Origin of the sequence: Burkholderia stagnalis, from assembly GCF_039848545.1 — a bacterium.
In the GTDB taxonomy this organism is placed as follows: domain Bacteria; phylum Pseudomonadota; class Gammaproteobacteria; order Burkholderiales; family Burkholderiaceae; genus Burkholderia; species Burkholderia stagnalis.
The window spans coordinates 1055188-1081381 of record NZ_CP156685.1; the positions used below are offsets into that span (position 1 = coordinate 1055188).

Consider the following 26194-nt stretch of genomic DNA (forward strand, 5'->3'; position numbering starts at 1 on the left):
CTTCGTCTTGTGGTGCGCAACGGGGACAGCCCGGGTGACTCAGACGCGCGCGGCATTACGCCTTGCGGAATTGTCCGGCGAGCGGTACGCGCCAGGGTCGATGCGGCGCATTTCCGCTTCGATCCAGGCTTCGACCTGCGAGTTCAATGCGTCGGGCGTGAGGCCGGCCGAGTCGATCGGCTTGCCGATCGACACCGTGACCACGCCCGGGTATTTCGTGAACGAATTGCGCGGCCACACATTGCCCGCGTTGTGCGCGATCGGCACGACCGGCGCGCCGGTCTCGATCGCGAAGCGCGCTCCGCCCGTCTTGTACTTGCCCTGCTTGCCGACCGGCGTGCGCGTGCCTTCGGGGAACATGATCACCCATGCGCCTTCCGCGAGCCGCTTCCTGCCCTGGCTGATCACCGAGCCGAACGCGTTCTTGCCTTCCTTGCGGTTGATATGAACCATGTGCAGCATGCCGAGCGCCCAGCCGAAGAACGGCACGTACAGCAGCTCGCGCTTGAACACGTAGCACAGCGGCTTCGGCATCAGCGCGGGAAACGCGAGCGTCTCCCAGGCGGACTGGTGCTTCGACAGCAGCACGGCCGGGCCGTCGGGCAGGTTCTCGTAGCCTTCGATCCGGTAGCGGATGCCGTTCAGCCAGCGCACGACCCACAGCGTCGACTTGCACCAGCCGGCCGCCATCCAGTAGCGCGCGTCGGCGCGCAGGAACGGAAAGGCGATGAAGCACGCGGTCGCGTACGGCACCGTGTACAGGATGAAGTAGATCAGCAGCAGCAGGGAGCGGACGAAGCGCATCGGCGTGTGTCTGGCGTAAGGGAGGATGCGCGCGGCAGCCGCATCACTCGTGTTCGTGTGAAAGGAAGTCGAGCGCGAACGCGCGCAGGTCGTCGTGGACCTTCGTGCCGGGCGGCAGGTTGCCCGCGGCGAGCGTCTTCTTGCCCTTGCCGGTCAACACCAGGTGCGGCTGGAAGCCGAGCGCGATGCCGGCCTGCAGGTCGCGCAGCGAATCGCCGACCACCGGCGTGTGATCCGGATCGATCTCGAAACGCTCGGCGATCATCTGCATCATGCCGGGCTTCGGCTTGCGGCAGTCGCAGTGGTCTTCCGCCGTGTGCGGGCAGAAGAACACCGCGTCGATGCGCGCGCCGACCGCCGCCGCCGCGCGATGCATCTTCAGATGCATCGCGTTCAGCGTCGCCATGTCGAACAGGCCGCGGCCGATGCCGGACTGGTTGGTCGCGACCACCACGCGATACCCCGCATGGTTGAGCCGCGCGATCGCCTCGAGGCTGCCGGGCAGCGGGATCCACTCGTCGGGCGACTTGACGAACGCGTCCGAATCGACGTTGATCACGCCGTCCCGATCGAGGACGACGAGCTTCCTGGTGAGACTGGTCGGCATCGTGCGGCCCTTCTTATGCGGCGAGCTTCGAGATGTCTGCGACGCAGTTCATCTGCTGGTGCAGCGCGGACAGCAGCGCGAGACGGTTCGCGCGCAGCGCCGGATCGTCGGCGTTGACCATCACGCCGTCGAAGAACGCGTCGACCGGCGCGCGCAGCGCGGCGAGCGCCGACAGCGCGCCCGTGTACGCATGCGCTTCGAGCTGCGACTGCACGCGCGGCGTCACCTGCGCGAGCTGCTCGTGCAGCGCCTTCTCGGCCGCTTCGACGAACAGCGTCGGCTGCACCGCGCCGTTCGCCGCGCTTTCCGATTTCTTCAGGATGTTCGAGATCCGCTTGTTCGCGGCGGCCAGCGCCTCGGCTTCCGCGAGGCGCGTGAATTCGCGCACCGCGTCGAGGCGCGCGACGATGTCGTCGAGGCGCGTCGGGTTCAGGCTCAGCACCGCGTCGACTTCGCCGGCCGTGTAGCCGCGCTCGCGCAGCAGGCCGCGCAGGCGGTCCATGAAGAACGCGAAGATCGCGTCGGTCGATTCGGCGACTTCCGGCACGGCCGCGAAGCGTGCATGCGCGACGCGCAGCAGCGACATCAGGTCGAGCGGCAACTGCTTCTCGAGCAGCACGCGCAGCACGCCGAGCGCGTGGCGGCGCAGCGCGAACGGATCTTTCTCGCCGGTCGGCGCGAGGCCGATGCCCCAGATGCCGACGATCGTCTCGAGCTTGTCGGCGAGCGCGACCGCGGTCGACACGGGCGTCGACGGCAGCGTGTCGCCCGAGAAGCGCGGCTGGTAGTGCTCGGTGCACGCGATCGCGACGTCGTCCGGCTCGCCGTCGTGGCGTGCGTAGTACGTGCCCATCGTGCCCTGCAGCTCGGGGAACTCGCCGACCATGTCGGTCAGCAGGTCGGCCTTCGCGAGACGCGCGGCGCGCTGCGCGAGCGCCGCGTCGGCGCCGATCGCGGGCGCGATCTCGCCGGCCAGCGCCTCGAGCCGCTCGACGCGCGCGAGCGCGGAGCCGAGCTTGTTGTGATAGACGACGTTCGCGAGCAGCGGCACGCGATCCGCGAGCGGCTTCTTCTTGTCTTGCTCGAAGAAGAACTTCGCGTCGGCGAGGCGCGGGCGCACGACGCGCTCGTTGCCTTCGACGATCTCGCCCGGCGTCTTCGTCTCGATGTTCGACACGATCAGGAAGCGTGAGCGCAGCTTGCCGGCGACGTCGGTCAGCGCGAAATACTTCTGGTTGGTCTGCATCGTGAGGATCAGGCATTCCTGCGGAACCTGCAGGAATTCGTCCTCGAAGCGGCACGGATAGACGACCGGCCATTCGACCAGCGACGTCACTTCGTCGAGCAGCGCTTCCGGCATCACGACGGTGTCGCCGTTCGCGTGCTCGTTCAGCTGCGTGCGGATCGTTTCCTTGCGGTCGCCGAAGTGGGCGAGCACGCGGCCCTTGTCGCGCAGCGTGCTCGCGTAGGCGCTCGCGTGCGTGATCGCGACGAGGCCGTCGGACAGGAAGCGGTGGCCGAGCGTCGTGTCGCCGGCGTCGATGCCGAACGCGGTGACGGGCACGATGCGGTTGTCGTGCAGCGCGGTCAGGCGATGCACCGGGCGCACGAACTGCACGTCGGTGCCGTCCGGGCGCTGGTAGGTCATGACCTTCGGGATCGGCAGCTTCGCGAGGGTTTCGTCGAGCGCGGCCTGCAGGCCGTCGGCGAGCGTCGCGCCGGCGGCCGCGTAGTTGACGAAGAACGCTTCGGCCTTGCCGTCCTGCGCGCGCTCGAGATCGGCGACCGACAGGTTCGGGTGGCCGAGCGCCGCGAGCTTCTTCGCGAGCGGGGCGGTGGGCTTGCCTTCCGCGTCGAGGGCGACCGACACCGGCAGCACCTTTTCACGGACCTGCTTTTCCGGCGCGACCGCGCGCACGTTCTGCACGACGACGGCGAGGCGGCGCGGCGTCGCATAGCGCTCGAAGACGAGCTCGCCTTCGATCAGGTCGCGCGCCGCGAGGCGCTGCGCAAGGCCTTCGGCGAACGCGTCGCCGAGGCGCGCGAGGGCCTTCGGCGGCAGCTCTTCGGTCAGCAGTTCGACGAGCAGGGGGGCGGGATGATTGTGCGTCATGATGTGAAGAAGTCTCGTCAGTCCTGATCGATCTTGCGTTCGGCCTTCAGCGGCGGCACCCAGGCCGGCTGCGCGGCTTCCTGGGCATCGGAGGTGAGGCCCGGCACGCCCGGCGGGTTGCCGAGCATCGGGAAGCCGAGTTTCTCGCGCGATTCGTAATACGCCTGCGCGACGAGGCGCGACAGCGCGCGGATGCGGCCGATGTACGCCGCGCGCTCGGTCACCGAGATCGCGCCGCGCGCGTCGAGCAGGTTGAACGTGTGGCCGGCCTTCAGCACGAGCTCGTATGCGGGTAGCGCGAGCTGCGCGTCGATCATCCGCTTCGCTTCCGCTTCGTAGCTGTTGAAGAACGTGAACAGCAGGTCGACGTTCGCGTGCTCGAAGTTGTACGTCGACTGCTCGACTTCGTTCTGGTGGTAGACGTCGCCGTAGGTCAGGCGGCGCAGCTCGGGGCCGTCCGGGCCCTGTTCTTCCCATTCGGTCCAGATCAGGTCGTAGACGTTCTCGACCTTCTGCAGGTACATCGCGAGGCGCTCGAGGCCGTAGGTGATCTCGCCGAGCACCGGCTTGCAGTCGAGGCCGCCGACCTGCTGGAAGTACGTGAACTGCGTCACTTCCATGCCGTTCAGCCACACTTCCCAGCCGAGGCCCCACGCGCCGAGCGTCGGGTTCTCCCAGTCGTCCTCGACGAAGCGCACGTCGTTCTGCTTCAGGTCGAAGCCGAGCGCTTCCAGCGAGCCGAGGTACAGGTCGAGGATGTTCTCCGGCGCCGGCTTGAGCACGACCTGGTACTGGTAGTAGTGCTGCAGGCGGTTCGGATTCTCGCCGTAGCGGCCGTCCTTCGGCCGGCGCGACGGCTGCACGTACGCGGCGCGCCACGGCTCGGGGCCGACCGCGCGCAGGAACGTGTGGACGTGCGAGGTGCCCGCGCCGACTTCCATGTCGATGGGCTGGAGCAGAGCGCAACCCTGCTTGTCCCAGTAGGACTGCAGCGTCAGGATGATTTGCTGAAACGTAAGCATGAAGAGCCTTCGTGGCGCTGGCGCTCCGTTGCGGGCGGCGCTCCGGGCGGGCCCGGAGGGTCGGCTCGCGCGGCGGCGCGGCTTGTTAGTGTGCTGAAACGTGCAATTTTACCGGATCGGCGCGGGGTGCGGCCGGAACGGCGGCGAACGCGTATCGAGCTCCGGCCGGCGGCGCGGTTCGCGCATGCGCCGGCAGGCGCCGCATCGGGTCGCGCGGGCGCTAAGATGCGCGTATTCCGGTTCGCGCGGCATGCGCGCGAACGTGCCCTTACCGTTTCCGACCGCATGGACGATTCGAACGACTTCCTGGTTCCGCTGCTGCCGCCGCTGCTCGCGCTGCTCGAACGGGCCGCCGACGCGCAGGCGCGCGGCGAGCACGCCGCACATGATCTATGGCTCGCCGCCGCCGCGCATCTGCACGCCGTCGACACGGCATCGCTCGCACGGCTCACGATCGCGCTCGCCGGGCGGCAGCGCACGGCCGATGCGGTTGCCCTCGCCGACCGGTGCGCACGCCTGCATCCGAATGCGGCCGCCCGGTTCAACCTCGGCTACGCGCTGCAGATGGACGGCCGCCACGCCGAAGCGGTCGCGCCTTATCGCGCCGCACTGGCGAGCGAGCCCGACCTGCCGTCGCTGCGCAACAACCTGGCGATCGCGCTGCGGCTGTCGGGCGGCGATCGCGCGGAGGAGGTCGCGCTGCTCGAGGAGGCGGTGAACGTCGATCCGCACGACGTGCAGGCGTGGATCAACCTCGTCGTCGCGCGGCTGGCCGGGCAGGATCTGACGGGCGCGCTCGCGTGCGCGGAACGGCTCGTCGCGATCGCGCCCGACAATGCGCTCGCGATGAACAACGTCGCGTTGACGATGAAGGAGGCGCAGCGCTGGGACGACGCCGAGCGCTACGCGGCGCGCGCGTGCGCACTGGCGCCCGGCGATGCGTCGTATCGCTTCAACCTCGCGATCATTCATCTCGTGCGCGGCGATTATGCGGCCGGCTGGCGCGAGCACGAGGCGCGCTGGGACGGCTCCGGCGAGTTGCGCGGGCGCCTGCCGGCGCTGCCCGGCCCGCGCTGGCGGGGCGAGCCGCTGGCGGGCAAGACGCTGCTCGTCTGGGGCGAGCAGGGGATGGGCGACGTGCTGCAGTTCTGCCGCTTCGTCGCGCCGCTTGCCGAGCGCGTGCATCGCGAGGGTGGGCGGCTGGCATGGAACACGTTTCCGCAGATGGGCGCGCTGATGCAGCGCAGCCTCGGCGCGCATGCGGATGTTTTCAGCGCGGGCGGCGGCGTCGATGCGCTGCCGCGGTTCGACTATGAAGTGCCGCTGATCAGCCTGCCGCTGATGCTCGGCACGGGCGATGCGACGCTGGCGTCGTCGGTGCCATATCTGCGGGCCGATGCGCATGCGCGCGATGCGTGGCGCGCGCGGCTGGGTGGGGACAGGCGGCTCAAGGTGGGACTCGTCTGGACGGGCAGCGCGGGGCACCAGCGCAACCCGTTCCGGCGCGTCGGGATCGAGCGCTACGTGGAGGCGTTCCGCGGGATCGACGGTGTCGCGTTCCATTCGCTGCAGCCGGGCGCGCAGGCCGATGTCGCCGCCGCACGCGCGGCCGGCTTGCCGATCGCCGATCACACCGCCGAACTGGCGAGCTTCGACGACACGGCCGCGTTCATCGGCGCACTGGATCTCGTGATCACCGTGTGCACGTCGGTCGCGCATCTGGCCGGCGCGCTCGGCGCGCGGACGTGGGTGCTGCTCGACGTGAACCCGCACTGGCCGTGGCTGCTCGAGCGGCGCGACAGCCCGTGGTATCCGGGCGCGACGCTGTACCGGCAGCCGGCATTCGGCGAGTGGGGGGCGGTGATGGAGGCGGTTGCGCGGGATTTGCGGCAGATGGCGGAGCAGGCGCCGCGGCGCGCCTGATCGAAGGTCCGGCCATGCTGCCGGGCCGGGTTCCCGCCGCCGGTCGCGTGAGCGACGGCCGCGGGAACCCGGCTACGTCACGCCTGCCCGCCGCGCGCCGGCTTGCCGTTGCGCCGCCGCCCCGGCCCGAACGTGAACCCGAACGCGAGCAGCACGAACGACACCGCGAGCACGGTGTTGTTGCCGCTCGTCACGTAGGGCGTGAAGCCGCTGGTGCCTTCGATGCGCACGTCGAGCGAGCCGATCGTGAACGGCTTGAGCTGGCCCAGCACGCGGCCGCGCGCGTCGATCGCGGCGGTCATCCCGGTGTTGGTCGCGCGCAGCATCGGCCGGCCTGTCTCGAGCGCGCGCATCCGCGCGATCTGCAGGTGCTGGTCGAGCGCGATCGTGTCGCCGAACCACGCGAGGTTCGTCACGTTGACGAGCACGCCGGGCGGCTGCGGATTGTCGCGAATGGTGGCGGCGATCTCCTCGCCGAAGATGTCCTCGTAGCAGATGTCGGCCATCACCGGCTGGTTGCGCACGAGGAACGGCTTCTGCACCGGCGCGCCGCGCGCGAAATCGCCGAGCGGCATCTTCATCAGGTTCACGAACCAGCGGAACCCCCACGGGATGAATTCGCCGAAGGGCACGAGGTGGTGCTTGTCGTAGTGGTAGATGTCGCGCGAGTTCGGCGTCACGCCGTACAGGCTGTTCGTGTAGTCGACGTAGCGGCCGTCGTCGGTCACCGACGCGCCGACCGCGCCGAACAGCACCGACGTGCCGGTGCCGTCGCTGAACTTGCGCACCGCGCGCGCGAACGGCTCGGGCAGTTCCTGGATCATCACCGCGATCGCGGTTTCCGGCGTGACGATCAGGTCGGCCGGCTTCTCGGTGATCATCTGCTGGTACATCTTGATCGCCGCGTCGATGCCTTCCTGCTCGAACTTGATGTCCTGCTTCACGTTGCCCTGCAGCAGCCGGACGTCGAGCGGCGCGTTCGCGGGCACGGTCCACGCCGCCTGCGACAGCGCAATGCCGGCGACCACCAGCGCGAGCGCGACGCCGGCCGGCGCCGCGATCCGCACGGGCCGCTTGCCGGCTGCGCCCGTTTCCCGCGCGGGCGACGGGCGCGCGGCGGCCAGCGCCTGCACGACCAGCGCGGCGAACAGCGCCAGCACCCAGCCGATGCCGTACACGCCGACGATCGCCGCGAAGCCCGCGAACGGGCCGTCCACCTGCGGATAGCCGCTCGCGAGCCACGGAAAACCGGTAAACAGCGTGCCGCGCAGCCACTCGCCGAGCGCCCAGGCGCTCGCGAACGCAAATGCGCCGTGCCAGGTCGGCGCGAACGGCCGCGGGTCGGGGGCGCGGCGGTGCCACGCATGGCCCGCGCAGAACGACCACAGCCCGGCCGAGAACGCCGGGTACAGCGACAGGTAGAGCGAGAACAGCACCAGCGCGCCGCCGGCGAGCGGCGCGGCCATCTCGCCGTACACGTGCATGCTGATGTAGAGCCACCAGATGCCGCTGATGAAGTTGCCGAAGCCGAACGCGCCGCCCGTCAGCGCCGCGCTGCGCCAGCTTGCGGTGCGCGTGAGCTGCGCGAAAAACCAGACGAATACGGCGAGCTGCAGCCAGCCGCCGTGCGGCGTCGGCGCGAACGTCAGGGTATTGGCCGCGCCGGCGAGCAGCGCGGCGGGGTAGTGCCAGCGCGGCAGCGTGCGGCCGGGCGCCGGCGCGAAAAGGCCGCCAGCCGGGCGGGACGGGATCGGATCGTCCATGCGAAGCGAAAATGGCGAAGCGGTGGTTGAAAGTGACGCCGCGCGGCGGTCAGTCCTCGTGCGACGTTTCGGCGCGTCGGCTGGCGAGCGGATTGCGGCGCACCAGCAGCACGTGCACCTGGCGCGCGTCGCCGCGCTGGATCTCGAACACGAGGTTGCCGAGCTGCACCTTCTCGCCGCGATGCGGAACGCGCCCGAAATGGTGCGTGATCAGGCCGCCGATGGTGTCGACTTCGTCGTCGGAGAAATCGGTGCCGAACGCGTCGTTGAATTGCTCGATTTCGGTCAGCGCGCGCACGCGGTAGCGGCCGTCCGGCGCGGCGATGATGTTGCCGGCTTCCTCGTCGAAGTCATATTCGTCCTCGATGTCGCCGACGATCTGCTCGAGCACGTCCTCGATCGTGATCAGGCCCGCCACGCCGCCGTACTCGTCGACGACGATCGCCAGGTGGTTGCGGTTGACCCGGAAGTCGTGCAGCAGCACGTTCAGGCGCTTCGATTCCGGAATGAACACGACGGGGCGCAGCATCCCGCGCACGTCGAACTCCTCTTCCGCGTAGAAGCGCAGCAGATCTTTCGCGAGCAGCACGCCGATCACGTTGTCGCGGTTTTCTTCGTAGACGGGGTAGCGCGAGTGCGCCTTCTCGAGCACGAACGGGATGAAATCCTCGGGTTTGTCGGCGATGTTGATCGCGTCCATCTGTGCGCGCGGCACCATGATGTCGCGCGCGCACAGGTCGGAAACCTGGAACACGCCTTCGATCATCGACAGCGAATCGGCGTCGATCAGGTTGCGTTCGTGCGCGTCCTGGAGGATTTCGAGCAACTCGCCGCGGGATTCGGGCTCGGGCGAGATGAAGTCGGTCAGGCGCTCGAGCAGCGAGCGCTTTTCATGCGGTTTGTCGTTGGACTTTCGACTGGGATACGAATCGTTCATGGTGGTGCGCCCGGCTCATGTCGGGGCGCGCTGTCACGGAATTGGCAAGGATACACCAAGGGCATGGCGCGGCCGTGTCACCCGGCCGTCCGGCCAGGGCGGGCAGCCGCGCGGGCCCCGCTCGGGGACGGACCGGCTCGGCGCCGCGCCGTCCCTTGCTTTCCATCCTATCTCAGAAAGGCGCGGCGAGGCAGCGGCGGACAAAATCCGGCGCGGGCAGCCGGCCGCTGCGACGATTGGCCGCCGGGCGCAGGCATGCCGGAACGGCGCTCAGAACCGCATGCCGGCCGAGCAGCCGCCGGCGGCGATCCCGTTCGCGGCGGCGCCGCCGCAGCCGAGCACGCCGCAGGCGGACAACGACAGGGCCGCGGCGACGATCAGTACGGCGGCTTTGAAGCGTGGCGAGCCCGACAGTTTCATCGCGGCCTCCTTCGAAGATGAACAGGGCGGCGGGCCGGCGGGTGGCGCCGCGCGGCGTTACCGGCAGCGCGCGAGCAGCCCTTCCAGCGCGCGGTCGGGAATGCCGCTCGCGCGCAGCGCGTCGACGGTCCGGCTCACGTAGTCGAGCGTCGTGCCGTAGCGGCCGGCCGCGCAGCCGAACACTTCCTTCACGACGGGATCCGTCAGCTTGCCGGTATAGGTCGGCGCGTCGCGGCGCATCACGAATGCGAGCGCCTGCACGCGTTCGCCGTTCTCGAGCGAGCACGGCAGCCATGCGGGCCGGTACGAGCCCATCGGCATCTCGCGTTTCCAGAGCGTTTCGAGGTGCGGCTGCGCGGTCGCGCCGGCGAGCCGGAACGCGATGCCGCTGCACGAGCCGCCGCGGTCGAGCGCCAGCACGAGGCCCGGGCGCTCCGGCGTGCCGCGGTTCACGCGCGACCACAGGTACAGGCCGCGGTGGTAGCCGTGCACCTTGCCGCGCAGCGCGTCGATGGTCGGCAGGCCGGGGTTCCAGATCAGCGACCCATAGCCGAACAGCCACAGATCGCGCTGCCCGTCCCAGTCGCGCATCGTGTGCGCGAGCGACGCCGCGAGCTCGTCTTCCGTCAGCAGCCGTCCCTCGCCGATCGACGGCGGGTACGCAGGCGGGAGCGGGGCGGCGTTGCGCATCGGTGACGGCCCGGCTTAACGGTACGGGTTCGGGAAGCCCAGTTTGGCGAGGATGTCGACTTCGAGCGCTTCCATCTCGGCCGCGTCCTCGTCGCTCGTTTCGTGGTCGTAGCCCTGCGCGTGCAGCGCGCCGTGCACGAGCAGGTGCGCATAGTGGGCGACGAGCGGCTTGCCCTGTTCGTGCGCTTCCTTCTCGACGACCGGGCAGCACAGCACGAGGTCGCCGATCACGGTGCCGTCCGGCGCGTCGTCGTACGCGAAGGTCAGCACGTTGGTCGGGTAATCCTTGTGGCGGTAGCTGTCGTTCAGCGCGCGGCCTTCCTCCTCGCCGACGAAGCGCACGGTGAGCTGCGCATCGGCGAACAGCGCGGGCGCGATCCATTCGGCGATCAGCTTGCGCTTCGGGAGCGCCTTGCGCGCGGCGGCGTCGAGATCGTCGCCGTACTGGACGGCGAGGTCGAGCTCGGGCTCGCGAAGCGGTTCGCCGTCGGCGCCGACGTCACGCGGCGCGGGCTCCGCGCCGACGTGCAGCGTCACGCTGTCGTAGTGTTCGGGCTGCAGCGCGAGCTTCGCGCGCATCGCCGGATCGGTGTGCTGCGCGACGATCGCGACGGCGGCTTCGCCGGAGCTGCCCGACAGGTCGAACATCAGGCTGCGGCCGTCGGCAAAGTCGATCCGCAGCCCCGATGCATCGATGGACCTGACCTTGCCTTTCGCGTCGAACAGGGAAAGGCGGGGTGTTTCGGACGTGGCCTTGTCGGCACGGGCGGACTTGCTGGAGCGGGACGATTTCATGACGCGTCGGGCAATTGGAACGCGATGAGCATACACCAAACGGCCGATCCCACCCGAATTCGACCGCTCGCCGCGCGGCCGAAAAAAAGCCCGGCGCGCCATCGGGCGGGCCGGGCCGGGGCGACGCGCGAGGGTGTCAGGCGTCCTTGTGCTGCGCGTGGAACTCGTCGTACGCCTCGACGATGCGCGCGACGAGCGGATGCCGGACGACGTCGGCGCTCGTGAAGCGCGTGAGCGCGATGCCGCGCACGCCGCCGAGCACCTGCTGCGCCTCGATCAAACCGCTCTTCTGCGCGCGCGGCAGGTCGACCTGGCTCGTGTCGCCGGTGACGACCGCCTTCGAGCCGAAGCCGATCCGCGTGAGGAACATCTTCATCTGCTCGGGCGTCGTGTTCTGCGCCTCGTCGAGGATGATGAACGCGTGGTTCAATGTGCGGCCGCGCATGTACGCGAGCGGCGCGATCTCGATCATCTGCCGCTCGAACATCTTCGCCGTCTTGTCGAAGCCGAGCAGGTCGTACAGCGCGTCGTACAGCGGCCGCAGGTACGGATCGACCTTCTGCGCGAGGTCGCCCGGCAGGAAGCCGAGCCGCTCGCCGGCCTCGACGGCCGGGCGCGTCAGCACGATGCGCTTGACCTGGTCGCGCTCGAGCGCGTCGACCGCGCACGCGACCGCGAGATAGGTCTTGCCGGTGCCGGCCGGGCCGATGCCGAACGTGATGTCGTGCGACAGGATCTGCTTCAGGTACTCGCGCTGCGCGGGCGTGCGGCCGCGCAGGTCGGCGCGGCGCGTGTAGAGCTTCGGCGCGGGCTCCTCGAGTTCCTCGTCGTCGATGCGCATCACCGGCTCGTCGAACGGATGGTCGGGGTCGCCGCGGAAGCGCACGTCGAGGGTGTCCTCGACGCGGCCGTTGCCGCCCGTGTGGCGCACCTCGACGAGGGCGAGCTGGATGTCGTCGACCGACAGCGGATCGCGCGCGCGGTTGTAGAAGTTTTCGAGCGCGGTGAGCGCGAGCTTCGCGCCGCGCCCGCGGATCGTGATCCGGTGGCCGCGCCGTTGCATCGTGACGTCGAGCGCCTGTTCGATCTGCCGCAGGTTTTCGTCGAGCGGGCCGCAGAGATTCGCGAGGCGCGCGTTGTCGTCGCGCGGCGCGGTGAATTCCAGTGGTTGGGTGGTCTTCAAAGTGGCGTCGGGCTCCTGGTGGAACTAGGGTCGGTGTGCGCATGGAACGCGCATGCGTTGCGACGAGAACGGCCGCTCGCGAGGCGCGCGACGCTGCGAATACCAGGCGTATTCGCAAGGAGCGCAACGCGGCGAGCGGCCGTTCTCGTCGCAACCCGAAACTAAAGGATACATTCTAGGGGAATGCCCAAAATCGCCCGCATGGCGGCGTCGTTCGTCGCTTGTTTGGCTCGGCCAAACGGCGCTCCTCACTTCTTGCCCTGCGAGCGATTTCGGGCATTCGCATGCGCGTTCCATGCGCACACCGACCCTAGTGCGTGGCCGTGCTCGCGTCGTCGTGCGCGAGCACGAGCTCGCCGCGCAGCGAGTGCGGATACGCGTGATTGATCTTCACGTCGATCATCTGGCCGATCAGGCGCGGGTGCGACGCGAGCGGCGCCGGGAAATTCACGACCCGGTTGTTCTCGGTGCGGCCCGCGAGTTCGTTCGGGTCCTTGCGCGACGGCCCCTCGACGAGGATGCGCTCGACCTTGCCGACCATCGACTGGCTGATGCGTGCGACGTTCTCCTCGATGGTCGCCTGCAGATGTTGCAGGCGTTTGAGCTTGACCTCGCGCGGCGTGTCGTCGTGCAGGTTCGCGGCCGGCGTGCCGGGGCGCGGGCTGTAGATGAACGAGAAGCTCGTGTCGTAGCTCATCTCGTGCACGAGCGCCATCATCTTGTCGAAGTCGGCCTCGGTCTCGCCGGGGAAGCCGACGATCAGGTCGGTCGACAGCGACAGGTCGGGGCGGATCGCGCGCAGCTTGCGGATCACCGACTTGTACTCGAGCACCGTGTAGCCGCGCTTCATCGCCATCAGGATCCGGTCGGAGCCGTGCTGCACCGGCAGGTGCAGGTGGCTCACGAGCTTCGGTACCTTCGCGTACATGTCGATCAGGCGCTGCGTGAATTCCTTCGGGTGCGACGTCGTGTAGCGGATCCGCTCGATGCCGGGGATGTCGGCGACGTATTCGATCAGCGTCGCGAAATCGGCGATCTCGCTCGCGCCGGCCGTCAGCGCGCCGCGGTACGCGTTCACGTTCTGGCCGAGCAGCGTGACTTCGCGCACGCCCTGGTCGGCGAGGCCGGCGACCTCGGTCAGCACGTCGTCGAGCGGGCGCGACACTTCATCGCCGCGCGTGTACGGCACCACGCAGTAGCTGCAGTACTTCGAGCAGCCTTCCATGATCGACACGAACGCGCTCGGGCCCTCGACGCGCGCGGGCGGCAGGTGGTCGAACTTCTCGATCTCGGGGAACGTGATGTCGACCTGCGCGCGGCCGCTCGAGCGGCGCGCGTCGATCATCTGCGGCAGGCGGTGCAAGGTTTGCGGGCCGAACACGAGGTCGACGTACGGTGCGCGCGACACGATCGACGCCCCTTCCTGGCTCGCGACGCAGCCGCCGACGCCGATCAGCAAGTTAGGGTTCGCTTCCTTCAGCTCGCGCACGCGGCCGAGGTCGGAGAACACCTTCTCCTGCGCCTTCTCGCGCACCGAGCAGGTGTTGAACAGGATGATGTCCGCGTCTTCGGGGGTGTCGGTCTTTTCGAGGCCTTCGGCGGCATTGAGCACGTCCACCATCTTGTCCGAGTCGTACTCGTTCATCTGGCAGCCGAAGGTCTTTACGTAAACTTTCTTGGTCATGGGGATTCGCCGTTCGCAGTGGTTGACCTGGGGGCGTCGTCAAGGGTGAATCGGGACGGCCGTCGTCCGGCCCCGGGCACGTGATGCGCGGGGATGTGCGCGGGAGCGCACGCGGGAAAAAGCCGTCGGGAAAGCCTTTCATTATAGCTTTTCGCACCGCCCCGGGCGGCCGGCCGGTTGCGGCGGCGCGACGCCGGCGCGGCTGCGTTCGGACCCCGTGACCCGCCGGCCATCCTCCGGCCGCGGTGCACTCAGCGGCACGCGTTCAGCAGGTCGTCGAGCGCCGCCTCCTCGCGCGCGAAGCGTTCGACGAGGAAATCCAGCAGCACGCGCACGCGCGGCGCCATGTAGCGCCTGCTGTGATGAATCGCATGCAGCGGCGCGTCGTCCTGCCGCCACTCGGGCAGCAGCACGCGCAGCCGCCCCGCGCGCACGTCGTCCGCGACATCCCAGATCGACTTCTGCACGATCCCGTGGCCGCGCAGCGCCCACTCGCGGGCGAGGCCGCCGTCGTTCGTCTCGAACGCGTTCGCGAGCGGCACCGTGTAGGTCTGCACCTCGCCGTCGCGCGTGAAGCGCCACGCGTTCAGCGGCCCGGATGCGAGCGTGATCACGATGCACGGAAAGCGGGCCAGATCGTGTGGATCGCGCGGCGTGCCGTGCCGCGCGACGAACGCCGGGGACGCGCACAGCACGCGCCGGTTCGCGGCGAGCCGGCGGGCGATCAGCGCGCTGTCGGGCGGCGCGGCGAAGCGGATCGCGAGGTCGATCTCGTCCTGCCACAGGTTCAACGAGGAATCGGCCGCCGTCAGCGAGAACGTCACGTCCGGATATCGCGCGGTGAATGCGTCGAGCCAGGCGAGCAGCTGGTTGCGGCCGAAATCGGACGTCGACGACAGCCGCACCTTGCCGCCGACGACATTGCGGCCCGCCTGCAGCATCGCATCCGCATCGTCGAGCGCCTGCAGTGCCTGGCGGCAGCAGTTCAGGTACAGGCGGCCCTCGTCGGTGAGCCGCAGCTGCCGCGTCGAGCGTTCGAACAGGCGGGTCGCGACCTGCGCCTCGAGTTTGGCGAGACGCGCGCTCGCGGCGGCCGGCGTCAGGTTCAGCTTGCGCCCGGCGGCGGACAGGCTGCCCAGCTCCGCCGCTTCGACGAACAGCCGGATATCGCCCAGTCGGTCCATCCGGTTTTCCAATAATTTTTGAAAATGATTCAAATGCTACGCCAATTATCAAAAATCGGCGGATTCCGGAGAATGCGCGCACGTCCCGTCATCTTGTGCGGCGCGGCACCGTTGCGGCGCCGCGCCCGCCGCTCCCGGAGAACACCATGCCCGTCCCGTTGCTGGCGCTTGCGATCAGCGCCTTCGCCATCGGCACCACCGAATTCATCATCATGGGCCTCCTGCCCGAGGTCGCGCGCGACCTCGCGGTGTCGCTGCCGTCGGCCGGCCTGCTCGTGACCGGCTACGCGCTCGGCGTCGCGGCGGGCGCGCCGCTGCTCGCGGTGCTGACGAGCCGCATGCCGCGCAAGACCGCGCTGCAGTTGCTGATGGCGATCTTCATCGCAGGCAACGTGCTGTGCGCGATTGCGTCCGGCTACGCGATGCTGATGGTCGCGCGCGTCGTCACGTCGTTCGCGCACGGCTCGTTCTTCGGGATCGGCGCGGTGGTCGCGGCGTCGCTCGTACCGGCCGACAAGCGCGCGAGCGCGATCGCGCTGATGTTCACGGGCCTCACGCTGTCGAACGTGCTCGGCGTGCCGTTCGGCACGTTCGTCGGCCAGCTGCTCGGCTGGCGCGCGTCGTTCTGGATCGTCGCGGCGCTGGGCGTCGCGTCGCTCGCGGGCATCGCCGCATGGGTGCCGAACCGCCACGACGGCGGCCCGATCGGGCTCGGCCGCGAAGTGCGCGTGCTGAAGGAGCCGCAGGTGTGGCTCGCGCTGCTGATGACCGTGCTCGGCTTCGGCGGCGTGTTCGTCGTGTTCACCTATATCGCGCCGATCCTCGAAAGCGTGGCCGGCTATTCGCCGCGCGCGGTCGCGTTGATCCTCGTGCTGTTCGGCGCCGGCCTGACGATCGGCAACACGCTCGGCGGCAAGCTCGCCGACCGCGCGCTGATGCCGTCGCTGATGGCGATCCTCGTCGCGCTGATCGCGGTGATGGCCGTGTTCGCGAAGACGAGCCACCAGCCGGTCGCGGCCGCCGTGACCGTGTTCGTGTGGGGGATCGCGGCGTTCGCGACGGTGCCGCCGCTGCAGGCGCGCGTCGTCGAGAAGGCGGCGCGCGCGCCGCATCTCGCGTCGACCCTCAACATCGGCGCGTTCAACGTGGGCAATGCGGGCGGCGCGTGGCTCGGCGGCCTCGCGCTCGGCCACGGCGTCGCGCTCGATGCGCTGCCGTGGGTCGCGGCCGCGGTGACCGGCGCGGCGCTCGCCGTCACGTGGCTCGCGGCGCGGCTCGATGCGCGCGGCCCGGCGCAGCGTGCAACGCGCGCGACGGCGCAATAGCGTGGGAACGGACCGTGGCGGAACGCATTCCTCCGCGATGCTGATAACGGTGTGAAGATAACTTCGTTTGCCCGTGGAAAGCCGGGTGATAGCGTCTCGGTACGCGCTTCGATCGAGGCGCAACCCGATACCCATCCGGCTTACCCCATCATTCGCAGGGCCGCGCCGCGGCCCGGAGGCAATGCAATGTATTCACCCCTGGCGCTGGTGCGCGATGTGTCTTCCGTGGAGTCCGGCAATGCCGTCGATGTCCGGACGCAGGCGTCGCTCGACGTGCTCGAGCAGGTCGTCGGCGTCAATCTCGCGCGGCTGCGCGCCGAGCGGCAACTGTCGCTCGATGCGCTCGCGCGGCTGTCCGGCGTGTCGCGTGCGATGCTCGCGCAGATCGAGTCGGCGCGCAGCGTGCCGTCGATCAAGGTGCTGTGCAAGATCGCCGCGGCGCTGAAGGTGTCCGTCGCGGCGTTCCTGCGCCGCCATGCGGTGAACGGCTTCGAGCATCTCGCGGCCGAGCGCGCATCGCGCGTCGTCAGCTCGAACGGGCGCTTCTCGGCGCGCGCGCTCTATCCGGAAGGCGAGCCGGCCGCGGCCGAGTTCCACGAGCTGCGGATCGCGCCGCTGCACACCGAGCCGGGCGCGCGCCGCGCGCCGGGCACGACGGTCAACCTCGTGGTCAGCGAGGGCACGCTCGAGGTGAGCGTGCACGAGCGCCGCCAGTTGCTCGCGACCGGCGATGCGATCGTGTTCGACGCCGACCAGCCGTACAGCCTGCGCAACCCGGGCGACAGCGAGGCGCGCGCGTTTCGCGTGACGGTGAGCCCGGAGGTGCCGCCGCGCTGGCTCGTGCCGGATGCGGCGCGGGCGGCGGGCTAGGCGCACCTGGCCGGCCGCACCTGGCCGGCCGCGCCAGTCCATTCGGACGGTGTCGTTAGACGGCGTCGTCAGTAAGGTCTTGCATGAAGTTCGCTGCGCCGCGCGTGCAGCTGTTGTATGCTTTGCCGGCCGGTTTTTCCGGCAATCAGTGCGTCTTCAGGGCGGGGCGGAATTCCCCACCGGCGGTAGGCTGGCGTAAGCCGGCGAGCCCGCGAGCGCCCGCGCAGCCTGCGCGGGGTCAGCAGATCTGGTCGAATGCCAGAGCCGACGGTCACAGTCCGGATGAGAGAAGATGTGCAGATAGTCATGTCCGTCAGGGCCGCTTTGCGCCGCGCGCGAGGCGGATCGTCGTTCTGTCTGTTTGCAATGCCCTGAAACGTTTTTCGCCCACATCGAATTGCGAGGAGCGTTTCACATGTCCTTTACCTCTGCCGCTTTGCCCCGTTCGTCGGCGCCCGCCGACGCCTTCGCCGACCTTCCTCTGCTCGACGCCGAACCGGTGCCGCCGCGCATCGCCGCCGCGCTCGACGCATTGCGCGCGGGCCGCGCGGTCGTGCTGCAGGACGATCACGACCGCGAGAACGAAGCCGACCTGATCGTCGCCGCCGAGCGCATCACGCCCGAGACGATGGCGCTGCTGATCCGCGAGTGCAGCGGCATCGTCTGCCTGTGCCTGACCGACGACAAGGTGCGCGCGCTCGAGCTGCCGCCGATGGTGCAGACCAACGAGAGCCGCAACGGCACGGCGTTCACGGTGTCGATCGAGGCGCGCGAAGGCGTGCATACGGGCGTGTCGGCGGCCGACCGCGTGACGACGATCCGCGCGGCGATCGCCGACGACGCGGTGCCGCATGACATCGTCCGCCCGGGCCACGTGTTCCCGCTGCGCGCGCAGCCGGGCGGCGTGCTCGCGCGCCGCGGCCACACCGAAGGCACGGTCGACCTCGCGATTCTCGCGGGGCTGAAGCCGGCCGGCGTGCTGTGCGAGCTGATGAACCCGGACGGCACGATGACGCGCGGCGACGACGTCGCGCGTTTCGCGCAACAGCACGGCCTGCCGATGCTGACGATCGCGGAGCTGGTCGAGTTTCGCGAGGCGCTGGCGGCCGCGCGCGAAGGCTGCCTCAGCGAAGCCTGATCGAACGGCCGGGGCTCATCCGTTCCTGACGAATCCCCAGCCGGTTGAAGGCGCGCACCAGTGGCCTGACCGACCACTGCGTCCCGCGCGGCGCATCGCGACGCATGACAAGCGACGCGCCCGCGCCCGCAGGAGGCGTCGCCGGAATTACGACTGCACGTCGCCGAACTCGCCGCGCATGCCGGCGGCGACGAGCGACGGCAGCTCGTCCATGTGGCGCATGATCCGCGTGATGCCCATCGCGCGCAGCGCGTCCGCGTAATTGTCGGGGATGTGGCTCGCGCCGACGAACGCGATCGTCTTCATGCCGGCCGCGCGCGCGGCATTCAGGCCCGACACGCTGTCCTCGACGACGATGCAGCGCGCCGGCGCGACGCCGAGCGTGCTTGCCGCATGCAGGTAGACGTCGGGGTAGGGCTTCGGCCGTGCGACCTGCTCGGCGCTGAATACGCGCTCGCCGAAGATCTCGGTGAGCGCCGCGCGCTTCAGCGAGCTGCGCACGCGCGCGAGGCGGCTGTTCGACACGACCGCCGCGGGCAGGCCCACTTGCAGCAGCGCGTCGCGCACGCCGGTGATCGGCGCGAGCGATTGCGCGAGCCCCGCTTCGATGTTGTGCTCGATGGTCTCGATGAAGTTGCCGGGCATCGTGATGCCGTAGCGCGTTTCGAGGCCGGCGAGGAAGCGCGACGTCTGCTGGCCGAACGCGGTTTTCGCGGCGGCCTCGAAATCGATGTGCGGGAATGTGGCGGACAGCGTTTCGAGGAGTACGCGGTCGGCGATGACTTCGCTGTCGACGAGCACGCCGTCGCAGTCGCAGATGAGGTGATCGAGCATGGCGGTGAAGAAGCAGGGCGTCGGCGACGCCCTTCAGCCGCCATGATACGTGCTTTCACGCGCGTGCCGCCAACGAAGCCGTGCGCGATCCGCCACTCAGCCCATCAGCACCTGCGGCGTCGGCCTGAGCGTCACCACGCCGGCGATGATCGTCGCGATGCCGAGCCACTGCAGCGCGCTCGGCCGCTCGCCGCGCACGAAGAAGCCGAGCAGCGCGGTGACGCCGCTCGCGAGCGAACTGAGGACGGTGACGATCGCCACGTGCCCGGTGGTCGCGCCGTAGGCGAGCGTGAAGAAGCCGAGCAGGTTGAACAGGCTGATCGACATGATCGGCGCGACGATCGAGCGCGGCAGCGCGGCCAGCTTGCGCCGCTGCGCGAGCGTCGTGAACAGGATCACGACGGCGGTCAGGCAGTAGATCCACAGCGCGCCGACGACGCCGAGGCTCTTGACCGCGAAGGCGCCCTGCAGCCAGAACCCGAGCCCGAACATCAGCGCGGACAGCAGCGCAAAGCCGATCGACGTCGCCGATTCGGGGTGCCCGTCCGAGGATCGCGAGATGCTCGCGAGGCAGGCGCCGACGAGCGCGGTGCGCCGGTGGCGCCCGCGGCGCTCGCCGATGCGGGCGTGAAGCTGAAGACGCTGCCGTCGGCGCCGGGCGGATGAAAAACAGCCCGCGGCCTTGCGGCGCGCGGGCTGTCGGGTGTCGACGCGCGCAGCGTCTGCGTAGCGGGTGCGTCAGTGCGGCACGTGCAGCGACAGGTACAGCCCCGCCGCGAGCGACCCGCCGAGCAGCGGGCCGATCACCGGAATCCACGCGTAGCGCCAGTCGCTGTCGCGCTTGCCGGGAATCGGCAGCAGCGCGTGCATGAGGCGCGGCGCGAGGTCGCGCGCCGGGCTCATCGCGTAGCCGGTCGGGCCGCCGAGCGAGATGCCGATGCCGAGCACGAGCAGGCCGACCGGCAGCGCGTCGAGCGCGCCGAGGCCGACCTGCGGCGACGCGAGATACAGCACGCCGAGGATCAGCACGAACGTGCAGATCGCTTCGGTCAGCACGTTGTGGCGCACGCTGCGGATCGCCGGCGCGGTGCAGAACACCGCGAGCTTCAGGTCCGGATCGGCTTCCTTCGCGAAGTGCTGGCGATACGCGAGCCACACGAGCAGCGCACCCGCCATGCCGCCGAGCATCTGCGCGAGGATGTAGCCGCCGACCTTCGACCACGCGAACTTGTGCGCGAGCGCGAGGCTGACCGTGACGATCGGGTTCAGGTGCGCGCCGCTGAACGACGCGGTCACGTAGACGGCGACGAAGACGGCCATCGCCCAGCCCCACACGATCACGATGAGGTCGGCGCCCTTGCCCTTGGTGTTGGCGAGCAGCACGTTGGCGACCGCGCCGTTGCCGAGCAGCACGAGGATCGCGGTGCCGATGAATTCTGCGAAATAAGGTGACATGTTGTCTCTCGTAGGTTGCGGCGGACTCGCGCGTCGCGCGGCCCGCCTGCATTGTTGTATTGCGTGGTTGCCGCGGACGGTTACTGGGTGTCGTCGGCCCACGCCTTCGCGGCGCGCACCGCACGCTGCCAGCCCGACATGCAGCGTTCGACCTGCTCCTTCTGCATCGACGGCGAGAAGCGGCGGTCGAGCTGCCACTGGCTGCGCAGTTCGTCGAGGTTCTTCCAGTAGCCGATCGCGAGGCCCGCGAGATAGGCCGCGCCGAGCGCGGTCGTCTCGGTGATCTGCGGACGCACCGCGTCGACGCCGAGCAGGTCCGCCTGGAACTGCATCAGCAGGTTGTTCGCGCTGGCGCCGCCGTCGACGCGCAACTCGCCGACGCTGATCCCGGAATCGGCTTCCATCGCCGCGAGCACGTCGAGCGACTGGTACGCGATCGAATCGAGCGCCGCGCGCGCGAGGTGCGCGGACGTCGTGCCGCGCGTGACGCCGAACAGCGAGCCGCGCGCGCGCGCGTTCCAGTGCGGCGCGCCGAGGCCGGCGAACGCGGGCACGAGGTACACGCCGTCGGTGTGCGGCACGCTTTCCGCGAGCGCTTCGATTTCCGCCGCGCTCTTGATGATGCCGAGGCCGTCGCGCAGCCACTGCACGACCGCGCCCGCGATGAAGATGCTGCCTTCGAGCGCGTACTGCACGTCGTCGCCGATCTGCCAGGCGATCGTCGTGACGAGGTTGTTCTTCGACTCGATCGGCTTGCTGCCGGTGTTCATCATCAGGAAGCAGCCGGTGCCGTAGGTGTTCTTCACCATGCCCGACGTCGTGCACATCTGGCCGAAGAGGGCGGCCTGCTGGTCGCCGGCGATGCCCGCGAGCGGGATCTTCGACGCGAAGACGGTGGTCTTCGTGTGGCCGTAGATCTCGGACGATGCCTTCACTTCCGGCAGCATGCTGCGCGGGATGTCGAGCAGTTCGAGCAGCTCGTTGTCCCACTGGCGCGTGTGGATGTTGAACAGCATCGTGCGCGACGCGTTCGTCACGTCGGTCACGTGCAGCTCGTGCTTCGTGAAGTTCCACACGAGCCAGCTGTCGACGGTGCCGAACGCGAGCTCGCCGCGCTGCGCCTTGTCGCGCGCGCCGGGCACGTTGTCGAGGATCCAGCGGATCTTGGTGGCGGAGAAGTACGCGTCGATCGGCAGGCCCGTCTTCGCGCGCACCTTCGCCTCGAGGCCCTGCGCCTTCAGCGCGTCGCAGAAGTCGGCGGTGCGGCGGTCCTGCCAGACGATCGCGTTGTAGACGGGCTGGCCCGTCTCGCGATCCCAGACGATCGTGGTTTCGCGCTGGTTGGTGATGCCGATCGCGGCGATCGACGTGCCGTTCAGGCCCGTGCGGGTGACGGCCTCGGCGGCGACGCCGGCCTGCGTCGACCAGATTTCCTGCGGGTCGTGCTCGACCCAGCCGGGTTGCGGGTAGATCTGCTCGAATTCCTTTTGCGCAGTCGACACGATATTGCCCTGGCGATCGAACAGCATCGCGCGGGAGCTCGTCGTGCCCTGGTCGAGCGCGAGAATGTACTGATCCTGCATGTCTCTCATCTCCATCCGTAATTGGCTTAGTTGTGATGCGCGCCGCACGAAGGCGGCGCGTCTGGGTGAGTCGTGAATCGGTCAGGCGTGATGCACTTGCGCGGCGGCGAACCACGCGTCGAGCGCGGCCGTCACCGTGTCGAGCGTGCCCGGCGCGACGTGCAGGCCGAGCTTCGAGCGGCGCCACAGCACGTCCTGCGCGCGGGTCGCCCATTCGACGTCGCGCAGGTAGCGCAGTTCGGCTTCGTGGATGCCGGGCGCGATTTCCGCGCCGAGCTCGGCGAGCGACTTCGCGCCGCCGACCACGCGCTCGGCGCGCGTGCCGTACGCGCGCGCCAGGCGGCGTGCGAGCGCGGCGGGCAGCCACGGGTGACGCTTCGCGAACTGCCCGGCGAACACGTCGAACTTCGCATCGGCGATGTCGCCGCCCGGCAGCGGCGCGCCGGCCGTCCACGGCGCGGCGTCGCGGCCGAGCGCGCGGCACAGCATGTCGCCGGCTTCTTCCGCGAGCTTGCGGAACGTCGTGATCTTGCCGCCGAACACCGACAGCAGCGGCGCGCCCGCGCCGTCGTCCAGCTCGAGGCGGTAGTCGCGCGTGACGGCCGATGCGTTCGCCGCGTTCTCGTCCTCGAGCAGCGGGCGCACGCCCGAATAGGTCCAGTGCACGTCGGCCGGCGCGATCTTGCGCTTGAAGTAGCGGTTGATCGAGTCGCACAGGTACTGCGTCTCGTTGCCGTCGATCGCGACCTTGGCCGGATCGCTCGTGTATTCGACGTCGGTCGTGCCGATCAGCGTGAAGTCGCGCTCGTACGGAATCGCGAAGATGATCCGCTTGTCCGGGTTCTGGAAGATGTACGCGTGATCATGATCGAACAGGCGGCGCGTGATGATGTGGCTGCCCTTCACGAGGCGCACGCTGTGCTGCGCGCCGCGGCCGAGCGCGCCGTGCAGCACGTCGCCGACCCACGGGCCGGCCGCGTTCGCGATCGCGCGGGCATGCACGACATGGATCGAGCCGTCCGCGTGCTGCAGCCGCGCTTCCCATTCGTCGCCGCGCCGCTCGGCGGACACCAGCTTGGTGCGCGTGAGGATCTCGGCGCCGCGCTCCTTCGCGTCGAGCGCGTTCAGCACGACGAGGCGCGCATCGTCGACCCAGCCGTCGGAATACACGAAGCCGCGCTTGATCGAATCGATCAGCGGCGCGCCGGCCGGATGGCGGCGCATGTCGATGCCGCGCGAGCCGGGCAGCAGCTCGCGCTTCGCAAGGTGATCGTAGAGGAACAGGCCGATGCGGATCAGCCAGGCCGGACGCAGGTTCGGCATGTGCGGCATCACGAAGCGCAGCGGCCACATGATGTGCGGCGCCGCGCGCAGCAGCGTCTCGCGCTCCTGCAGCGCCTTGCGCACGAGCCCGAATTCCTTGTACTCGAGATAGCGCAGGCCGCCGTGAATCAGCTTCGTGCTGGCCGACGACGTGTGCGACGCGAGATCGTCCTGCTCGCAGAGCAGGACCGACAGGCCGCGGCCGGCCGCATCGCGCGCAATGCCCGCGCCGTTGATGCCGCCGCCGACGACGAGCAGATCGTAGCGATTCGGTTGGGTCACCTGCTGTCCTTATCGTCTGATGGAAATTGACGAACACAAAATGTTCGGATTCGAAATTTAACGAACGAATTCGAAAAAGTAAAGTTCGATAAAGAGGGGCGGGTGGCGCATTCCGCGATCCGGGACGATACTGGGCGAATCGACCGTTTTTCGAGGTGAATCATGCGACCAGGGTCTGTTTACATATGGAAAGCACATGCGTTGCCACGAGAACGGCCGCTCGCGAGGCGCGCGACGCCGCGAATACTGGACGTATTCGCGAGGAGCGCAACGCGGCGAGCGGCCGTTCTCGTGGCAACCCCAAACTTTAAAAAAGCCATTCCAGGGGAATGCCCGAAATCGCATGTGCGTTCCATATGCAAACAGACCCTAGGGATGTGGGCCGGCGCGTTCGCCGTGCTGCTGGCGGGCTGCGTCGGCACGCCGCCGCTCGACGGCAGCTGGCGGGGGCCGTCGTTCGCGACGCTGCAGACTTCATGCGGCGGCGCCGCGCGCGACTGGGGTGCGGACGCGCAGCCGGTCTATTCGGCGCTGTACGACGCGTATGTGGCGAAGCGGTATCGCGGGGTGTCGGAAGCGAACTATTGCGCGTTCGTAAACGAACTTTCGGCGCGCTACGCGGCGCCGGATGCGCCGGCGCGGGCCGGCTGGGTCGCGTATCTGAACGACGCGCGCGCGAAGGCCATCAGCTGGCGCGCGGCGGTCGATCCGACGCTGCGCGGCGGCTGAGCGTCGCGGGTGGCGGCAGGCGGGAGGGGAACAGCGCGGCCGGCGGGCCGGCGCGCGCGGTCAGGTCAGGAATAGCGGACTTTGATGGAACGCAGCGCCGCGTCACCCGTCTCGGTCACGCAGTATTTGCGTCCCGATCCGAGCCCTTCGAGGCGGACGAGTTGCTGCTCGAGCAGGGCGTCGAGCTCATCGCGATCCATGTTGGCCTGATCGGGAGCATCCTTCACAAGCAATAGCGTGGCGAATTCATGCGGACTCAGCATCGTTCTCTCCATGGCATTCGGACTGCCCGCGCATCCGGCCCCGCGGCCGACGCGCGATACCCGGCGGGGTATGGCTTGGGGGGAAAAGCTGCATTCGCCGGCCATGCGATTCGCACGCGCCTGGGCACAGGCGGGAACGAGCGAACGGGCCGGGGAACTGGAGTCTAGTCGAGCGATTCGGCAACGCCAAATCGCGCCCCGTTAATTTTCCGTTTGACAGAAGAATGTGCCGCGAGCGGTTCGGTTGCCGCGCCAACTTCTTGATTTCACTTGAAGTTTCAGGTGCGGTGCAGCATCGCCGCCGTCATTCGGCGACGTACACCTGGGTGCCGGCGGCGGCGACCGTCTCCGCCATCTCCGGCGGCAGCGGCTTGTCGGTGAACAGCGCATGCACCTGGCTCAGGTGGCCCTGGCGCACCAGCGCCGGCCGGCCGACCTTCGAGTGGTCGGCGACGAGGTAGACGGTGCGCGCATGCTGCATGATCGCCTCGGCGACCCGCACCTCGCGGGTGTCGAAGTCGCGCAGCGTGCCGTCGGTTTCGATCGCCGACGTGCCGATGATCGCGTAGTCGACCTTGAACTGGCGGATGAAGTCGATCGCGAGCTCGCCGACGATCCCCTTGTCCCACGGCCGCACGATGCCGCCCGTGATCAGCACCTCGCAGTCGGGGTAGCCGCTCATCATCGACGCGACGTTCAGGTTGTTGGTGATCACGTGCAGCCCGTGATGGCGGTTCAGCGCGCGCGCGACCTCCTCGGTGGTCGTGCCGAGGTTGATGAACAGCGACGCCTGGTCGGGGATGTGCGACGCGGCGAGCGCCGCGATGCGCCGCTTCTCGTCGTGGAACATCCGCTGGCGCGCGGTGTACGACACGTTCTCCGAGCTCGTCGGCAGGCTCGCGCCGCCGTGGTAGCGGCGCAGCAGGTTGAGGTCGGCCAGCCAGTTGACGTCGCGGCGGATCGTCTGCGGCGTCACCGCGAAATGCGCGGCGAGATCGTCGACGGTCACGAAGCCGTCGCGCTGCACCCATTCGAGCAATTCCTGCTGGCGCGCGTTGAGGGTGAGGCGGGGGTCTCGGGTCATGGCTCGGTGGCGAAGTCGTGAAGACGGAGCGGGTATTGTAAGGGCGTTCGGCCGGCATGCCGGACGCCGCCGGCCGGCGTGTCGCCGGCGCATTCATGCGCGGCATGCATGGATTCATGTGACAAATGAATTTGCCGGATCGCGCCGCTCGCGCTGCAATGGCGGATTGCCCGCGCGCTCGCC

General features: G+C 69.0%; 23 protein-coding genes, 1 pseudogene and 1 riboswitch. Of the genes and pseudogenes, 5 read left to right on the forward strand and 19 right to left on the reverse strand.

Annotated elements, in window-relative coordinates; translation table 11 throughout:
* Window positions 1-39: 39 nt before the first annotated feature.
* From ABFO07_RS05000 to glyQ, 4 genes are read right to left on the reverse strand one after another with little or no spacing between them, the layout of a single operon-like run.
* Window positions 40-804, reverse strand: coding sequence for a lysophospholipid acyltransferase family protein (locus ABFO07_RS05000; protein WP_059566092.1), 765 nt, complete (start codon window positions 802-804; stop codon window positions 40-42).
* 43 nt (window positions 805-847) lie between these two features.
* Window positions 848-1411 (reverse strand): D-glycero-beta-D-manno-heptose 1,7-bisphosphate 7-phosphatase, encoded by a 564-nt coding sequence (gene gmhB, locus ABFO07_RS05005; RefSeq protein ID WP_059566091.1) that lies wholly within the window; start codon window positions 1409-1411, stop codon window positions 848-850.
* A 13-nt stretch (window positions 1412-1424) separates the two neighbouring features.
* Window positions 1425-3524: a glycine--tRNA ligase subunit beta gene (gene glyS / locus ABFO07_RS05010; RefSeq protein WP_059804010.1), complete on the reverse strand. Its 2100-nt coding sequence runs from the start codon at window positions 3522-3524 to the stop codon at window positions 1425-1427.
* 17 nt (window positions 3525-3541) lie between these two features.
* Window positions 3542-4546: a glycine--tRNA ligase subunit alpha gene (gene glyQ, locus ABFO07_RS05015; RefSeq protein WP_081059656.1), complete on the reverse strand. Its 1005-nt coding sequence runs from the start codon at window positions 4544-4546 to the stop codon at window positions 3542-3544.
* A gap of 285 nt (window positions 4547-4831) precedes the next feature.
* Here glyQ and ABFO07_RS05020 point away from each other — a divergent pair, with 285 nt between their 5' ends.
* Entirely contained in the window at window positions 4832-6469 is a 1638-nt protein-coding gene (locus tag ABFO07_RS05020) for a tetratricopeptide repeat protein (RefSeq protein ID WP_059923406.1), read from the forward strand.
* A gap of 77 nt (window positions 6470-6546) precedes the next feature.
* Here ABFO07_RS05020 and lnt read toward each other — a convergent pair whose 3' ends face one another.
* The 8 genes from lnt to ABFO07_RS05060 form a co-directional block, all read right to left on the reverse strand.
* Complete coding sequence (lnt, locus tag ABFO07_RS05025; protein ID WP_059892695.1) at window positions 6547-8232, reverse strand: apolipoprotein N-acyltransferase; 1686 nt, start codon at window positions 8230-8232, stop codon at window positions 6547-6549.
* A 49-nt stretch (window positions 8233-8281) separates the two neighbouring features.
* Window positions 8282-9169, reverse strand: a complete 888-nt coding sequence (locus ABFO07_RS05030) for an HlyC/CorC family transporter (protein WP_059566087.1) — start codon at window positions 9167-9169, stop codon at window positions 8282-8284.
* 270 nt (window positions 9170-9439) lie between these two features.
* The gene (locus ABFO07_RS05035; protein ID WP_196482817.1) at window positions 9440-9589 is read right to left on the reverse strand and encodes a hypothetical protein; all 150 of its coding nucleotides are present in this window, start codon (window positions 9587-9589) and stop codon (window positions 9440-9442) included.
* Between the two features lie 57 nt (window positions 9590-9646).
* A complete protein-coding gene (locus ABFO07_RS05040) occupies window positions 9647-10279 on the reverse strand; it encodes a gamma-glutamylcyclotransferase (protein WP_059566086.1) in 633 nt (210 codons plus the stop codon).
* A 15-nt stretch (window positions 10280-10294) separates the two neighbouring features.
* Window positions 10295-11074 carry an rRNA maturation RNase YbeY gene (gene ybeY / locus ABFO07_RS05045; RefSeq protein WP_059566085.1) on the reverse strand — a complete coding sequence of 260 codons (780 nt, stop codon included), beginning with the start codon at window positions 11072-11074 and terminating at the stop codon, window positions 10295-10297.
* Between the two features lie 136 nt (window positions 11075-11210).
* A complete protein-coding gene (locus tag ABFO07_RS05050) occupies window positions 11211-12257 on the reverse strand; it encodes a PhoH family protein (protein ID WP_059879855.1) in 1047 nt (348 codons plus the stop codon).
* 310 nt (window positions 12258-12567) lie between these two features.
* On the reverse strand, window positions 12568-13941 hold the full coding sequence (miaB, locus tag ABFO07_RS05055) for a tRNA (N6-isopentenyl adenosine(37)-C2)-methylthiotransferase MiaB (protein ID WP_059802197.1): 1374 nt from the start codon (window positions 13939-13941) through the stop codon (window positions 12568-12570).
* A 251-nt stretch (window positions 13942-14192) separates the two neighbouring features.
* Complete coding sequence (locus ABFO07_RS05060; protein WP_059566082.1) at window positions 14193-15125, reverse strand: LysR family transcriptional regulator; 933 nt, start codon at window positions 15123-15125, stop codon at window positions 14193-14195.
* A gap of 146 nt (window positions 15126-15271) precedes the next feature.
* Between ABFO07_RS05060 and ABFO07_RS05065 the strand changes: the two genes are divergently transcribed.
* The 3 genes from ABFO07_RS05065 to ribB all read left to right on the forward strand — a co-directional run bounded on the left by ABFO07_RS05065 (window position 15272) and on the right by ribB (window position 18458).
* Window positions 15272-16450, forward strand: coding sequence for an MFS transporter (locus ABFO07_RS05065; protein ID WP_059566161.1), 1179 nt, complete (start codon window positions 15272-15274; stop codon window positions 16448-16450).
* A gap of 186 nt (window positions 16451-16636) precedes the next feature.
* Window positions 16637-17320 (forward strand): helix-turn-helix domain-containing protein, encoded by a 684-nt coding sequence (locus tag ABFO07_RS05070; protein ID WP_059566081.1) that lies wholly within the window; start codon window positions 16637-16639, stop codon window positions 17318-17320.
* A 148-nt stretch (window positions 17321-17468) separates the two neighbouring features.
* A riboswitch (FMN riboswitch) is annotated at window positions 17469-17618 on the forward strand.
* A gap of 117 nt (window positions 17619-17735) precedes the next feature.
* On the forward strand, window positions 17736-18458 hold the full coding sequence (gene ribB / locus ABFO07_RS05075) for a 3,4-dihydroxy-2-butanone-4-phosphate synthase (RefSeq protein WP_059566080.1): 723 nt from the start codon (window positions 17736-17738) through the stop codon (window positions 18456-18458).
* Window positions 18459-18605: 147 nt separating this feature from the next.
* On the opposite strand, the gene ABFO07_RS05080 is transcribed toward ribB, so the two are convergent.
* The 5 genes and pseudogenes from ABFO07_RS05080 to glpD all read right to left on the reverse strand — a co-directional run bounded on the left by ABFO07_RS05080 (window position 18606) and on the right by glpD (window position 23935).
* Window positions 18606-19292, reverse strand: coding sequence for an HAD family hydrolase (locus ABFO07_RS05080; protein ID WP_059802195.1), 687 nt, complete (start codon window positions 19290-19292; stop codon window positions 18606-18608).
* 96 nt (window positions 19293-19388) lie between these two features.
* Window positions 19389-19877 (reverse strand): annotated as a pseudogene (locus ABFO07_RS05085) (EamA family transporter); the annotation flags it as partial.
* Window positions 19878-20030: 153 nt separating this feature from the next.
* Window positions 20031-20747 (reverse strand): MIP/aquaporin family protein, encoded by a 717-nt coding sequence (locus ABFO07_RS05090; RefSeq protein ID WP_059802193.1) that lies wholly within the window; start codon window positions 20745-20747, stop codon window positions 20031-20033.
* Between the two features lie 80 nt (window positions 20748-20827).
* Window positions 20828-22330, reverse strand: a complete 1503-nt coding sequence (gene glpK, locus ABFO07_RS05095; protein ID WP_059566078.1) for a glycerol kinase GlpK — start codon at window positions 22328-22330, stop codon at window positions 20828-20830.
* 81 nt (window positions 22331-22411) lie between these two features.
* Window positions 22412-23935: a glycerol-3-phosphate dehydrogenase gene (gene glpD, locus ABFO07_RS05100; RefSeq protein ID WP_059879851.1), complete on the reverse strand. Its 1524-nt coding sequence runs from the start codon at window positions 23933-23935 to the stop codon at window positions 22412-22414.
* 375 nt (window positions 23936-24310) lie between these two features.
* Between glpD and ABFO07_RS05105 the strand changes: the two genes are divergently transcribed.
* Entirely contained in the window at window positions 24311-24664 is a 354-nt protein-coding gene (locus tag ABFO07_RS05105) for a hypothetical protein (RefSeq protein WP_059566076.1), read from the forward strand.
* A 65-nt stretch (window positions 24665-24729) separates the two neighbouring features.
* Here the strand turns inward: ABFO07_RS05105 and ABFO07_RS05110 are convergent, their stop codons facing one another.
* A complete protein-coding gene (locus tag ABFO07_RS05110; RefSeq protein ID WP_026045169.1) occupies window positions 24730-24927 on the reverse strand; it encodes a phage tail assembly chaperone in 198 nt (65 codons plus the stop codon).
* A 304-nt stretch (window positions 24928-25231) separates the two neighbouring features.
* A complete protein-coding gene (locus tag ABFO07_RS05115; protein ID WP_017334115.1) occupies window positions 25232-26011 on the reverse strand; it encodes a DeoR/GlpR family DNA-binding transcription regulator in 780 nt (259 codons plus the stop codon).
* Window positions 26012-26194 lie beyond the last annotated feature (183 nt).

What these genes read in the sequence shown, in the direction of transcription:
- ABFO07_RS05090 (WP_059802193.1), bottom strand. Translation starts at nt 20,747, where the DNA reads ATGTCACCTTATTTCGCAGAATTCATCGGCACCGCGATCCTCGTGCTG.
- glyS (WP_059804010.1), bottom strand. Translation starts at nt 3,524, where the DNA reads ATGACGCACAATCATCCCGCCCCCCTGCTCGTCGAACTGCTGACCGAA.
- ABFO07_RS05065 (WP_059566161.1), top strand. Translation starts at nt 15,272, where the DNA reads ATGCCCGTCCCGTTGCTGGCGCTTGCGATCAGCGCCTTCGCCATCGGC.
- ybeY (WP_059566085.1), bottom strand. Translation starts at nt 11,074, where the DNA reads ATGAAATCGTCCCGCTCCAGCAAGTCCGCCCGTGCCGACAAGGCCACG.
- ABFO07_RS05105 (WP_059566076.1), top strand. Translation starts at nt 24,311, where the DNA reads ATGTGGGCCGGCGCGTTCGCCGTGCTGCTGGCGGGCTGCGTCGGCACG.
- ABFO07_RS05020 (WP_059923406.1), top strand. Translation starts at nt 4,832, where the DNA reads ATGGACGATTCGAACGACTTCCTGGTTCCGCTGCTGCCGCCGCTGCTC.
- ABFO07_RS05070 (WP_059566081.1), top strand. Translation starts at nt 16,637, where the DNA reads ATGTATTCACCCCTGGCGCTGGTGCGCGATGTGTCTTCCGTGGAGTCC.
- lnt (WP_059892695.1), bottom strand. Translation starts at nt 8,232, where the DNA reads ATGGACGATCCGATCCCGTCCCGCCCGGCTGGCGGCCTTTTCGCGCCG.
- glpK (WP_059566078.1), bottom strand. Translation starts at nt 22,330, where the DNA reads ATGCAGGATCAGTACATTCTCGCGCTCGACCAGGGCACGACGAGCTCC.
- ABFO07_RS05030 (WP_059566087.1), bottom strand. Translation starts at nt 9,169, where the DNA reads ATGAACGATTCGTATCCCAGTCGAAAGTCCAACGACAAACCGCATGAA.
- glyQ (WP_081059656.1), bottom strand. Translation starts at nt 4,546, where the DNA reads ATGCTTACGTTTCAGCAAATCATCCTGACGCTGCAGTCCTACTGGGAC.
- ABFO07_RS05110 (WP_026045169.1), bottom strand. Translation starts at nt 24,927, where the DNA reads ATGCTGAGTCCGCATGAATTCGCCACGCTATTGCTTGTGAAGGATGCT.
- ribB (WP_059566080.1), top strand. Translation starts at nt 17,736, where the DNA reads ATGTCCTTTACCTCTGCCGCTTTGCCCCGTTCGTCGGCGCCCGCCGAC.
- gmhB (WP_059566091.1), bottom strand. Translation starts at nt 1,411, where the DNA reads ATGCCGACCAGTCTCACCAGGAAGCTCGTCGTCCTCGATCGGGACGGC.
- ABFO07_RS05080 (WP_059802195.1), bottom strand. Translation starts at nt 19,292, where the DNA reads ATGCTCGATCACCTCATCTGCGACTGCGACGGCGTGCTCGTCGACAGC.
- ABFO07_RS05060 (WP_059566082.1), bottom strand. Translation starts at nt 15,125, where the DNA reads ATGGACCGACTGGGCGATATCCGGCTGTTCGTCGAAGCGGCGGAGCTG.
- miaB (WP_059802197.1), bottom strand. Translation starts at nt 13,941, where the DNA reads ATGACCAAGAAAGTTTACGTAAAGACCTTCGGCTGCCAGATGAACGAG.
- ABFO07_RS05040 (WP_059566086.1), bottom strand. Translation starts at nt 10,279, where the DNA reads ATGCGCAACGCCGCCCCGCTCCCGCCTGCGTACCCGCCGTCGATCGGC.
- ABFO07_RS05000 (WP_059566092.1), bottom strand. Translation starts at nt 804, where the DNA reads ATGCGCTTCGTCCGCTCCCTGCTGCTGCTGATCTACTTCATCCTGTAC.
- ABFO07_RS05115 (WP_017334115.1), bottom strand. Translation starts at nt 26,011, where the DNA reads ATGACCCGAGACCCCCGCCTCACCCTCAACGCGCGCCAGCAGGAATTG.
- ABFO07_RS05035 (WP_196482817.1), bottom strand. Translation starts at nt 9,589, where the DNA reads ATGAAACTGTCGGGCTCGCCACGCTTCAAAGCCGCCGTACTGATCGTC.